The organism is Stieleria maiorica (genome assembly GCF_008035925.1).
Taxonomy (GTDB): domain Bacteria; phylum Planctomycetota; class Planctomycetia; order Pirellulales; family Pirellulaceae; genus Stieleria; species Stieleria maiorica.
In genome coordinates this window covers 1,645,698-1,658,100 of record NZ_CP036264.1, presented here as the reverse complement: position 1 = coordinate 1,658,100, position 12,403 = coordinate 1,645,698, and the positions used below count along the sequence as shown (strand labels likewise).

The window sequence follows — 12,403 nt, the reverse complement described above, 5'->3', positions numbered from 1 at the left end:
GAGCGTGGACGACACGACGGCACCACCTTCTGGCGAAGGTAGCTGCGGTTGACCGGAAACGCAGTGCAGTCAGGAGGCGGGGCGATTGCGGCGGTTCCTGAACCACTCGGCAAACCGCGTCCAGACCTTTTTGGGCATCCGGCCGGTGATCAGCGCTTCGGTCCAGGTTTCCCGGGTGGAATCGAAGTTGTGCCAGGCGGCTTCCAGGTAGGGTTCGGATGAAGCGGAAAGAGTTTCGTAGAATCCTTTTTCACTGATCGCGGTCAGCGCGTCGCCGTAGTGGGAAAAGAAATGCTCGTCGACCAAACTTCCGGCGACGCGAACGGTCGACAAAGCGCCGCGGGTGGAAAGCGAAAGCCGATCGATGGCGAACATCGTCATGGTCGTGCTGACGTCCCAGATGCCGACATGCGCTTTGCCGGCGGCGTCTTCCATTTCGTTCCAAATCCGTTTGATCTCGCTTTGCGGAATCAACTTTCGCGGGTCCACATTCTGAATCTCGCGGGTGAGCTGCGAGATCGTTTCTGTCATCGCCTCCACACTCATCGGCGGTGCGTTGGCTGCCGTCGAGGCTCTCGCGCCGGTTTTTTCGAGCGCATCGACCAGGTCGGAGACGTGATCGATGCTGGAGGTTTCATCAATGATCCCCTCTCGCTTGAGTTCTTCACTGAGCCGTTTCAGGTAGTGGCTCGATCCGTAGGCGACGTCGTTGAAGACGGCCAGGACCGTGATCGGGGACAGGTGCAGGGTCGCCGCGCCGGCCAGGTCCAGCAGCCCACCGACGGCTTTCTGCGCCAACTGGGCTTCCTCGGCATCCGCGGCGGCGGCGTTGGGGTTTTCGACGCCGCCGACGTCGTGAATCATCATGTCGAGTGCTTGCTGGACGAACGCCGAATAGGTCTTGGAGGAACGGAACGCGGCCGGGATCAACCAACCGGCCGTCTCGTTGACCAATCCGCCGACCACCGCCGACGCGCTCCGCGCCGTACGCTCGGGCAGCGACAGTCCGTATGTCAACGTCCCCAACAGCGATCCGGATTCGACGGCCACTGGCACCGTTGCGTTGCCGCCGTTTTCTGGGGCGACGTTATCCGCGGCAGCGTCATCCGCGACGGGGCTATCTGGGACAGAAAGATGCTTCGGGTGGGTCATCGGTCGGCGTGCGGTGAAGTGGTCTAAGGTACCACGACACCTGCGACAAGCCGGATCAGCGGTACATCTTCGGTTGAAATGATTTTACCGATCGCTGCACATCGCGATCCGATGGGCAGGTCGAGTTCGGTGGGCAATTGGACGTCCAATCGAGTCCCATCGCTGAGTTCAAAATACGTTGTCTTGTCCCCCGTTTTCAGCTTTCCGATCAATAACATCCCGTCGGTTTGCCGTCGCCCCCAGTCGATCCATTCACCGCACAACGGTTCGAGTTGTTCAAGCGCCGCTGACGAGGCCAACGAACCCAGCAACCGCGTCACACACGGGCTCTCCCCGGCGAGTTCCGAGCTGCCGATCTGGGCGACGGCTCGATAGGCACGCAATCGCGCCACAACGTCGTCACGCGTCGACTCGGCTGCCGATCGACCGGACTGCAAGCGCCCGATCAACGCGTCCGCCCGCTCACACCCGCTGATCAACTCGGGGGTGTCGCCTCGTGAGGCCGCGCGTTCGGCACGGTCGGGTTCATCGACAGTCGGTTGATGGGTCTCCGATTCCGCAACCGCAGACTCGGCAACCGCAGACTCGGCAACCTCAGACTCGGCAACCTCAGGCGCGGCGACTTCAGGCGCGGGCGTATCCACTTGGGGAACATCAGCATCGGGGGTATCCGTTTCAGGGACAACGGGTTCAGGGACAACGGGTTCAGGGACGCTGCGTTCAGGGGCTGAGAACGGCGGCGACTCGGGCGCATGATCTGCCGCTATTTCGGGCGTTGGAAGGTTGTTTTTTGGGCGCTCCGATTCGGCAGCATCGGGACCGGAAACACTCAACTCGGCAACACCGGACTCGGGTGGAACGAATGCGGGCTCGGAGTCCGTCGGCTGGATGACCGATTCGGCGCTCGTCTGCAAAATGGCATCCGCCGATGGCGGTTCCTGTGGGAAAGAGAGCGTTGCACTGTTGAGCAGCGCCGCTTCTCGCTCGCGCGAATCTTGTGGCGGTTGACGGTTGCGTTCCTCCCACTGTTGCTTCGCTCGCATCGCGATAGTCAATGCCGAGGGCTGATCGGACTCGGCGTCAGACTGTTCGGCGAGCGCCTCGCCGGTTTGCTTCAGGTCCTCAAGCATTTGATCGATGCCCATATCGCCGTGTTCCGACTGGTCGTCCACATCGCGGTCGGGATCAAACAGACCGGCGACGATGTCCTGGGGAGTCATCGGATCACTGTCCTGATCGCCCGTTTCGTCAGGCTCCCGCCGGCCGCCTGGCGCCGCGCTGGCCGGTTCGTCGTCGCCATTCGAACCGGAATCGACGAGCACGCGACCGACCGGAGGACGCACGGCAGGCGAGGTTTTTTCGGGCGATCGCTGATTCTTATTGACAGTCGATTGTGACGCCGAGGCGACTTTCTCGTCAGACCGGCCCAATATCCCCAGCCCGAAGTTGAACCCCGAAACGTACAGGATCGCAGCAATGATCGGCAACGCGATCAGCGTCGGCGAAGCAATCTTCAACAACCGGATCGAATCTCGCTGCCGACGCCCCCACTGGTGACGCTCGTAATACGATCGGTCGTCGTCGACCAGAGGAACCTTCCTAGCCGCCGCTTGATCGCCGAACTCATCGGTCGCATTGAACTCCTCTTCGTCATGATCACCAAAGACATCGGCGTCGGAGATCGGATCCTGCGGCTCCCAAGCTTCGGGCGACTCGCAGGGAAGCTCGGTCGGGTCCAACGAAGGTGACTTTCGCGTCTGTTCGACCGCGAACGCATCCTCGCCGATGCCGACCTGGGAGATCCCAGAATGCGACGGCGATTCGTCGAATTCGATTTCGGCATCCAAATCGATCTCGACGTCAGGATCCGCCTCAGCCTCCGGATCGACTTCCGCGGCTCCGATCGCTGGTTCGCCGTCCACCAACGGCGTCTGGGCCTCGGCAAGTGCTGGGTCACTGGCTGCGACTGGGTCACTGGCTGCGACAGGGTCACTGGCTGCGACAGGGTCACTGTGAACGGAATTCTCCAGCCCTGTCACATTGACGACAGTCCCGTCGGAGCGCAACACGGTCGCCAGCGGTGGAAGCTGCTCCAGCCAGCGTTCGGCAGCCACTGTCTGGCGACACGACGGACACTGAACCGAACTGTCAGCGGGCAGTACAGCGGCCGGCAAACGAGCGAGCTGGCCACAGCGGGGACAAGAAACGACGGTCATTGAGAGCTCGGGAGAAGATTGGCGACACCAGATTCTAACCCGATCGTCGACAATTCCCAGCGCCGAGCGACCCGAAGGAGTAGGCGTGCCCCCCAATGCGCACCACCAGTGCACCGCGACGGCTCCGAGAGTCGCCGTGTTCTCCGAACTCGGCGCACGCGAAAACGCGTAGCGTTGCCCCGCGCCGACCTCGGAGAGGACGGCGACTGTCCAACCCAACCGAAAACGAGTCGTGGTGGACCGCTAACTGCGGCCGATCCGTTTCACGATGGACCGCGTCGAAAATACCACGGCGGCAGCCCCCACCAAAGCGAACACGCCCCAGACGGCCCCACCGGACCGGGGCCGGTCCAGATCCCGCGCCGCCGGCTGCCCCGTTTGTTCGTCCACTTGATGGTGATCCGGGCGCCCCGGCGGAATGAGCAGCGGTTCTGCGGCCTCAGACGTGGCCGCGTCGGAAACCACGACCTGGGCACCGAGAATCTGCTGCCAATCGACGTCCAGCAGCAGGTCCATGCCGGGATTGAGCGCTTTAACGCTGCAGCTGCATTCACCGAACAGATAGTTGCACGCGGTGACGACGGAGTGTTCGCCGAACGACGGCGCCGAGAGTGGTTCGATCATTCGCCCTCGTCCGAACACGGGAATCATGCACGGCATCGCGACCGAATCGGCAATCCCGTTGACGATGGCACGGAAGGCCAATTCGTCATGGTCATCGGGCGACAAGACGGCGATGGTAAAGTTCACTTGAAGCGGGATGTCACAGCGCAGCACGTCGTCCATCGATGCGCTGGGATCATCCTTCAACACCGCGCCGGCATCCTTTCGTCGGATCACGCCTTCGGGCAACGCCACGGTCTTCTCCGCCAATTCCAGAGCGGCCGAAAGCTCGGCATAGAATTTGGCGTTCTGCTGGTCGTCTTCGCCTTCGACAAAAACCCAAACGGCCGAGACGCCACGGCACAGGTCTTCCGCGATTTGTTTCCGCAGCGGCGACTGCCTCCAACGGACCACGTTCTCGCTCGTCAACTCGCCCGACCAGCACAACTGTCGCGTCGGCGCACCACGCTCCGGATAGAACACCTGCAACAGCGGAACCTCTTCCGTGCTCTCCAAACCTTCGACCGACCACAACTCCGCTTCGGACAACGTTGACAGATCGACGACGTCGACCTCCACGTTGGCCGACGATTGATCGAGCGACTTCAATGCGTCCAGCGCTGCTTTCGTCTCGCTATCGTCGGGTTGACCATCGATGATCGCGACCATGGCGTAATTGTCGGCGGGCCAACGTTCCAGTGCATAGCGGAACACAGGCACCTTGCACGCATGCAACTCCGGTGACGAAACCAGACATCCGAGCAGCAAACCGACCGGGAGTAGAAAGACGCGTCTCATTCGGCCGACTCAAAAGCGTAGATGTGCCCCCGTCCCGTGCTGACGAACAATCGTCCCGCCGCAACGGCCAAACCATGTGCGACTCCCTCCACATCATGTTTCCAACGCAACTCGCCCGTCGCTGCGGAAAAGGCGCGGACTTCGTTGTCCAGTCCGACAATGACGGCGTCTGCTGTCTTGATCAACCCACTGGGCGCGGGACAGTCGACCTGCCATTTCCATGCCTGGTCTTGCTGTTTTTGGGCGGCGTCATACGCCACCTTGGCTTTCTGTTTGATCGCGGTGTCGGTGATCTTGTCGTCGCTGAAGATTGCGTAATGCTTTGCCGCTTCGATCTGTGCCTGGACATAGCTGGATCGGACCAGCATCCGGAGCGTGCCTCCGCTGGGGATCCAGGCATGGTCGCCGTCGACCAGGATGCGATTGGTGCCGCTGAACGTTGCCAAACGCTGGCGACTGCGGCCGTCGGCGATCCGCATCTGGCTGTCGGTTTCCTTTTGGTGTTGAGGCCCGGCCAAAAGCATTTCATCTTCGGTCAAGACACAGAACACGCCGCCTGCTTCACCGATCGCACCGAGATTTTTTCCGTCACCAAGATCAAACGACAGCGGTGCGGCGCGGCCTTGGGGGACATAAATCCTGTCGTGCGACGCCAGCAACGCCCCCTGCAGCGTGACACCTTCGGCCACCGTCTGGAAACAATCGTCGCGCTCGACGCTGCCGTCGCTGCAATCGACTTTCCACAGGTACGAATCATTCCAGGGGACCAGTGACGCCCCGAAGATCGCTTTGCCGTCTTGAACGAGGACTCCCGTGCGAACAGGCCACATCGAAATGATCTTTCGGTTGCTGGTCACCATGCGGTTGGCCGGCGACGCGCAACGTTTCCAAATCAATTCACCGGTCTGCCGGTCACAACAATACACAAACCCATCGTCCGATCCAAAATACGCCCTGCCGCGATCGATCGTCGGCGGAAAACGCACCGCGGAATTGGTGAAGTGCACCCAGCGTTCGGTTCCGCCGGACGCATCCAGGGCGTGCACCGCGTCATCGACCGACGAACCGAAGTACACCAGATCGTCCGCCGCAGTGACAAAAAAGCAGGGATCAAAATTCCGCATCGATTGCAAGCCGCTATTGCCGGAGTACGCGTCCCATTTGGCGGGACCAGTCCAAGCGGTTTGCGGAGCTTGCGGGGAACGTCGGACCCAGGATTGCCGCAGCGGAAACGCCAGCGACTCACTCGTGACACCGCTGCGCCGGACATCGTGTCGATAGGTCGGCCAATTTTCCGCCGACGCCGTTTCGGTGGACAAGGAAACCGCGGTGATCACCAGTGCGATCAGACAAATTCGAAAGCCGTTCATTTGAAGTCTCCGTGCTCAACCACCGGTGCGAATCCGATCGAGGTTTCCATCCAGCCGCCGCACGAGCAACCGCCGCCGCCTTCGGGCGAAAACAGCATCCCTTGGGCCGGGATCGTGCTCAGCCAGCAACTCGGCCGCAGCCGTGCGAACTCGCTGGTGCTATCGTTTTCGAGAGACCAAAGCGTCAAGGGGCCCGTCCCGCCACGGTAAATAACCGAGTTGCCGGCACCGATCGGCGTGGCACACCCGCGTCGCTTGCCGAGCGTCCCCGACTTAAAAATGCTGCCATCGGATGCGTCCAAGATGTGGGGCTGGACCATCAGTTTTCCATTCATCAAAACGGCATGCTGGACGTGTGCGCCGTGGTGGTCTTCGGGCCAGTCGACTGATTGATCCCAGCGCGTCCGGCCGCCGTTGGCGTCCAGTGACAAAAAGTGAAACTGTCTTTTGCCCGAGGTTTGCAAAACAAACTGCTGGTCGTCGGCGATCCCGAAGCTGATGATCGCCTCGTGATTTTGGGGCGGAACCTTGGATTTCCACAACTGTTTTCCGCTGTGCAAATCCAGGCAGACGACCGACGCGGCGTGCCAGATCTTGGAATTGACCAGCTTTCCCGTCTCGGAATCTTGTAGCGACGGGTCGTCGACTTGGACGAAGTAAACATGATCGCCCTGGATCGTGATCGTCGAATGAACGATCGCATCGGCGTGGTGTTCCCACTGGATGCTGCCATAGTCTTTGTCATAGGCGGCGATGGAGTTTCCACAGACCTTGGCGGTCGCGGCATCGTCTTTGCCGTCGTACCAAGCGGCCTTGTCCCAAAACGTGGAATACGCGCTGCCCTGTTTGACGGCCGTTCCGACGACAAGGTTCTCGGTGACAGCAACATACCCCCATTCGCAATCGTCTTGGTGTTCGCTTGGAAGCAGCATCGTGCGATTCATTTCACCGGTTGCCGCATCGATCACCCACAGCCGATCTTTGACTGCGGCATAGACGTTCGACTCATCGGCACACCAATTGGCAGAATCACGCGGGATGTTCACGCGACGCAGGTCGGGAATCTCCAGCGACCACAGGACAGCGCCGTTGAACGCATCGACGGCGATCATGCGGTTCATGCCTTGATGAAACAGCCGGCCGCCGACGGCCAGCGGAGCCGGCATGCGCGGGTTGCGGTCGATACCGAAATCCGCGCCGGGTTTGCCGATCCATTTCACTTCCAGGTCGGCGGTGTTGTCCACTCCGCCTAACCTCTCGCCAGAATAAGACGCGTTTGCCGCCGATCCGTACTGGTGTCCCCAGGCGGCCAGATCGGGCTGCTCGGCTCGGCGGCCGATCATCACATCGGGCCGAAGCCGCTGCCATGTGAATCCATCCGGCTGAGCGACCCCGCCGAGTTTGACGACTTGGCCGAGCGGTGCCAGACGCGCGATCGCAGCGTCAAAATCTTCTTCGCGGACGATCACCAAATTGGCGAACGTCGACGGCAGATCCGACGCTTGTTGGACGGTCAGCCGGGTTCCATACTTGCCCTCGGCGTACCAGCGGCGGCGAAGCGTTTCTTGAGTGTTCGGGTTCCGCGTCGACAGCACGACGGTCATCGAAGTCCCGGCGGCGACCGATTCGGCCCAACTCGGATCGACGCCCTCGACGACCACCGCATAACCTCCCAATTGCCGCAGGTGTGCAAGCACACTTTGACAACCATCGACCGATTCCGACGCCTGGATCGGCGACGGCGTGTAGTTCATGTGGCCTTCGAGCTGATAGATCTCGCTGAACAGCCGTTTGCCCTGCTGGCGAACTCCGAATCGATACCAGTAGTCCTGGCCGAATTGAAGGTTGTCGATGACGACTCGGTGGTACGTGCCGACCGATTCGGATTGGACCACGCTGCCAAGTTTTCTCGTTGGGCCGTAGGCGAGTGCCGCAGGTCCCGCGATGTTCGCCTGCCAGCAAAACTCCGCCGACGTCGGCGTAAGAAACCGAACGCTGGGGCTGACGTCAAGTGGCGTCGGCTTCGCCGGCGCTGTACCAACCGTCGTTTCAGCGTTAATCGATGGTGCCCCCAGCACCACGCCGATTGAAACGATAAAGACGACATCCAAGGAACGCCGAGCGATCCGATCAATGTAGGGTGTGCCCATCAAGTCCGTCCACAGTTTCTACTGACGATTGCAAACAACATAGGTGACGATAACCACAACGCTGTGTCTATCGTATCCGATTGGATTCTCGCCGGATGTGAATCTCACGCTATTGATCATCATTGATTCCGACAAGCCCCTCCAGTTCAAATCGAATCGTGGTTGTATCGATGATGATATGACATTCATCAATTCTTGATCTTCGCCGACGCACAACCTTCGTCCGCATCAAAACAATGTGCCCAACGGTCGGTCGGCATCCGGCACGCAGCGATTCCATCGTCACATTGGCGATACGGCGAAGCAATCGATCATTCAACGACGCAATCCGATTTGGGAATCCCCACCACGTCCAAGCCAATCCCATCTGCCCGCAAAATCATCTCGGGGCTCGTCAAGATTGCCGTTTTGATCCAGGCTTCGAACAATTTCAACCGCCGGATCATTCTGGGCGCGTCGGCCTACAGCCGGATGCACGGCGGTTGGGATTTCCTGTACCCGGCGACGTCGATCAACGGGTTGCAATTCCCCAAGGGCGAGGTTTCGCTGCCCGAGGGCTGGGACGGTGACGGAATCCTGTTCCGTGGCACCAGCGATGCGCTGTGGTCGAAGGTCCAAGACGCGGGCTGCCCTGCCGTCAATGTCTCTTGGCGGGGATTGAATTATGACCAGTCGGTCAGCGTCGTTGCAGACCCGGCAATGTGCGGCGAAATGGTCGCCAGCTACATCGCGTCGAAACAGTTCCAAGTCTTCGGTTACGTCGGGGTTCCGCATTGGCAGGGCTATCCGTCGGTGTTGTTCGATACGATCCAGAATATCCTGGGTCCCGATTTGCTGGTGTTTGAGTTTCCCGACAGGCAAACGTACCGGACCGGCTTGCGTCAAAAACTTTGCCAATGGGTCCAGGAGTTGCCTAAGCCGATCGGAATCGTGACCTGGTCGACCGATCAAGCCAGGATTCTGATTTCCATTTGTTTAAGCCGTGGCATCTCCATTCCCGACGAAGTCTCGATCGTCACCTGCGAGTATGACGAACTGTCCGCGGCACTGGCGCCGATTTCGATTTCCGGCGTGTTTCAAAATCCGAACCAGGTCGGCTTCGAGGCTGCCAAGACACTGCACGGCATCATGTCAGGCCGGTCACCTGCCCCTCCGATCGGTCTGGTTCCGCCGGTCGATGTGATCGAGCGAGAATCGTCCAAAGTGGTTGCGTTTTATGACGTTTTCACTCAAAACTGCATGCGGTTGATCGACCAAAATCTGGCTCAAGGAATCAATGCGACCAAGCTGGCCAGCGAGATGGATGTTTCCAGGCGGACGCTGGAAATCAAACTCGCTCGCACGCTCGACAAATCCCCCTCCGCAGTCATCAACGAATTCAAACTTCGGAAAGCCAAGCGTTTGCTGTCCGATACCAATCTGTTTCTCGACGACATCGCCAGACGAACAGGGTTCTCCTCGCCGTCCGCATTCACACGATTCTTTAAACGCAATTTAGGCTGTGCGCCCAGCAAGTATCGCGCCGTGCATGCCTCGGGAGATTTCGGAGTTGCCTAAAGGCGAGACACCAATGGCGCCTCCAAACCCCGAACTCCCCCTGCCGTTCCCCATTGATCGACAGGAGGGCGTTCAGGTGATTGGAGATAGACCGACGGGCCACAGATCAGCGGCGGCGGCGGCGAATCACAACGGCTGCGGCGCCCATCGCGATCAACGCGGCGGACGAAGGTTCGGGGATGGCGGTGATCACGCTCAGTGTGCGTCCGCCGACGGCGAAACCGCTGATCGCACCGGTTTGATCGTTGACGCCGTTGGAGCCCGCGCTGAAGCTGAGCAAAGACGATCCGGCCGAGTCGGCCGAAACGTCCAGCGTCCCCAAACGGATCGCCGGCTCGGTGGCGGTGAAGCTCACGCCGGTTCCGGCAAAGTTGCCGAACGTGGCGACCTGAGCGTCATCGATCAATAGCCCGGAAGCGGATTGGCCGAGCAAGTCGAACGTGGTGTTGTTCAGCGGCCAGCGACCTCCCAGGTCGTCGAACGCAAGCGCGGTCGAGTTGACAACGCCGGGCGTCGCGGCGGTCAGGTTGAACGACAGGGCACGGATGTTTTGATCTGTCGCACCGATCGCCCAAATCTCCAAGGTCTCGGTGGCACCCAGGTTCATGTTCAATGCGCTGCCGGATTGGGCGTCCGCCAGACTTCGGCCTAAAACGAGTTCAGCGCGACTGAACGCGGGGGTGATCACGAGCATCACCATGGCGAAGAAAACTTTTTTCATGTGATTCATTCCAGTTGAAGGATAACGGTAGTGGACGACGCGAGGAGTCCTTTCGGATTGGCCGCTGCGAGGACTCGTCGCCTCGTCCACTACTCGAGAAACAAGCGGCAGAGAATTAGTTGAAGAGTTCAGCGGCAAAACCGTCGATGTCATCAAAGTTAATGACGCCATCGGCCTTGAAGTCGAAACGCGGGTCGTATCCGGCCGCGCCGAACAGGGCGTTGGAGAAACCGTCGATGTCGGCAAAGTCGACTTTCCCGTCACCGGTTGAATCCCCCATCACGTAGCCCTGAGTTTCCGCTTTGATGCGAACATCATCGACGGCAAACCACCAGTCGTTGCCGGTGTCGATGCAGCCGAAACGGAGCGTCAGCACGTTGCTTTTGGCCGCCGGCAGACTGCTCAGTGCGTCACCGAACAGGTACTGATCGGGACCGGCGAAGGTATTGACCACGTCTTCACCATCGCTGTCGACGTACCCGTTGCTGTTGTTGTCGTTGAACAGATAGGGGAACAACGTGAATTCATAAGTTGGGTCTTCGGGGGCGCCTTCGGACAGATTTAAGCGATCAGAGTCGACATCCAAGATGGTCGTCCACGTCTGTCCGTAGTCGAACGAAACCTGAGCCAACGCGCGCTGCGATGCGAACAAACGTGTTTCCCACAGGAACTCGATTTCGAGCGTCGTGTTGTCATAGCCGCTCATGTCATAGGTTCGCTCGATGAACGAATTGAACTGTGACTCGCCTTCCGGCGTCCCGGGTTCACCCTCCTCTAAAGCGACCAAGTCGTCCTGGTGGGCATCCCCGTCGCACAACAGGATCGTGTTGCGAGCGGGGAAGTTAAAGAAGCCACGCTGCTGATCTCCCTGTTGTTCGAACCAGGACAGCGAGTCGACGGCATTCCAACCCTGAAACGCTCCTTCCTGGCTGGTGCGGTACATCTTCTTGGTCGGGAAGTCGGGGGTGCCGTCGTTGGAAACCGTCCAGTTCGGGATCGTATCGCTGTAATCGGTGCCGTCGGAAGGATCGAACGGTTCGGTGGGACCGTCGTTGGCCGCGTCAAAGGGCAACATCGCCGCCGCGAGTGCGGGGTCTTCAAAGTCGTCCAGCGCGATCACGCCGTCCTGGTCGGCGATGCCGATGTTGTCGACGCAAAACCACCAATCATTACTGGCTCGGATGCAGCCGAACCGCAGGACGACTTCCGTCGCAGTCAGGTCGGCGGTGAAGTCGACCCCGGCGATGAACGTCCCTTGGTTGCCGAGCTCGGTACTGAACGCGCCGCTGTCGACGGTCGAATCGATCGTCAGCAGGTTCTGCCAGGTGCTGCCGGCGTCAAAGGAGATGTCGACCACACCGGTTTGAGTGTCTTCGCAAACAAAGTCATAGTCAAAACTGACCATCAACGATGCCAGATGCTTTCCGGTGACGTCATAGGTCCGCGAGATGTAAGAGTTGTAAAGCGGGTTGTCGGGGCTGCCCAGGTCGGTGTTGCCGCCGTCGTCCGCTTCATCGGGGTCGGCCACCAGGGCAACGTTTCGCCCGGAGTTTCCGAAAAAACAGCGGTCACGTCCGGCCTGTTCGCCTGCGTGACCGATCCATGAGCCGACATCCATCAGCGACCAACCGTCAAACTCACCCGGCATCGTCGAGTTGTCATAGCCGTTGTTGGAATTGTCCAAGCCCCATCCCGAGGGAAAGTCCTTGGTCCAGTCGGTGCCATCAAGAAAGTAGGGAGAACTGTAGTCCAGCGTGAACGGAACCATGTTCAAGCCTTCGAAATCATCGAAAGCGACTTCCATGACTTGCCCGTTTGCAGGCGCGTGCAGAGAAC

Annotated in this window: 8 protein-coding genes; 1 reads left to right on the top strand and 7 read right to left on the bottom strand. The window is 59.8% G+C overall.

The window, feature by feature from the left end:
- Positions 1 to 69: 69 nt before the first annotated feature.
- From Mal15_RS05460 to Mal15_RS05440, 5 genes are all read right to left on the bottom strand, one after another.
- The gene (locus Mal15_RS05460) at positions 70 to 1,152 is read right to left on the bottom strand and encodes a hypothetical protein (RefSeq protein WP_147866838.1); all 1,083 of its coding nucleotides are present in this window, start codon (positions 1,150 to 1,152) and stop codon (positions 70 to 72) included.
- A 23-nt stretch (positions 1,153 to 1,175) separates the two neighbouring features.
- On the bottom strand, positions 1,176 to 3,368 hold the full coding sequence (locus tag Mal15_RS05455; RefSeq protein ID WP_147866837.1) for a hypothetical protein: 2,193 nt from the start codon (positions 3,366 to 3,368) through the stop codon (positions 1,176 to 1,178).
- 243 nt (positions 3,369 to 3,611) lie between these two features.
- On the bottom strand, positions 3,612 to 4,769 hold the full coding sequence (locus tag Mal15_RS05450) for a hypothetical protein (RefSeq protein WP_147866836.1): 1,158 nt from the start codon (positions 4,767 to 4,769) through the stop codon (positions 3,612 to 3,614).
- Positions 4,766 to 6,139, bottom strand: coding sequence for an outer membrane protein assembly factor BamB family protein (locus Mal15_RS05445; RefSeq protein ID WP_147866835.1), 1,374 nt, complete (start codon positions 6,137 to 6,139; stop codon positions 4,766 to 4,768). The genes Mal15_RS05450 and Mal15_RS05445 overlap by 4 nt, the downstream gene beginning before the upstream one ends.
- Positions 6,136 to 8,289, bottom strand: coding sequence for an outer membrane protein assembly factor BamB family protein (locus tag Mal15_RS05440; RefSeq protein WP_147866834.1), 2,154 nt, complete (start codon positions 8,287 to 8,289; stop codon positions 6,136 to 6,138). The genes Mal15_RS05445 and Mal15_RS05440 overlap by 4 nt, the downstream gene beginning before the upstream one ends.
- Before the next feature lie 408 nt (positions 8,290 to 8,697).
- Between Mal15_RS05440 and Mal15_RS05435 the strand changes: the two genes are divergently transcribed.
- Positions 8,698 to 9,846 (top strand): helix-turn-helix domain-containing protein, encoded by a 1,149-nt coding sequence (locus Mal15_RS05435; RefSeq protein ID WP_147866833.1) that lies wholly within the window; start codon positions 8,698 to 8,700, stop codon positions 9,844 to 9,846.
- Between the two features lie 106 nt (positions 9,847 to 9,952).
- Here Mal15_RS05435 and Mal15_RS05430 read toward each other — a convergent pair whose 3' ends face one another.
- Both Mal15_RS05430 and Mal15_RS05425 read right to left on the bottom strand, forming a co-directional pair.
- Complete coding sequence (locus Mal15_RS05430; protein WP_167546646.1) at positions 9,953 to 10,567, bottom strand: PEP-CTERM sorting domain-containing protein; 615 nt, start codon at positions 10,565 to 10,567, stop codon at positions 9,953 to 9,955.
- Positions 10,568 to 10,682: 115 nt separating this feature from the next.
- Positions 10,683 to 12,371: a hypothetical protein gene (locus tag Mal15_RS05425; RefSeq protein ID WP_147866831.1), complete on the bottom strand. Its 1,689-nt coding sequence runs from the start codon at positions 12,369 to 12,371 to the stop codon at positions 10,683 to 10,685.
- Positions 12,372 to 12,403: the final 32 nt, after the last annotated feature.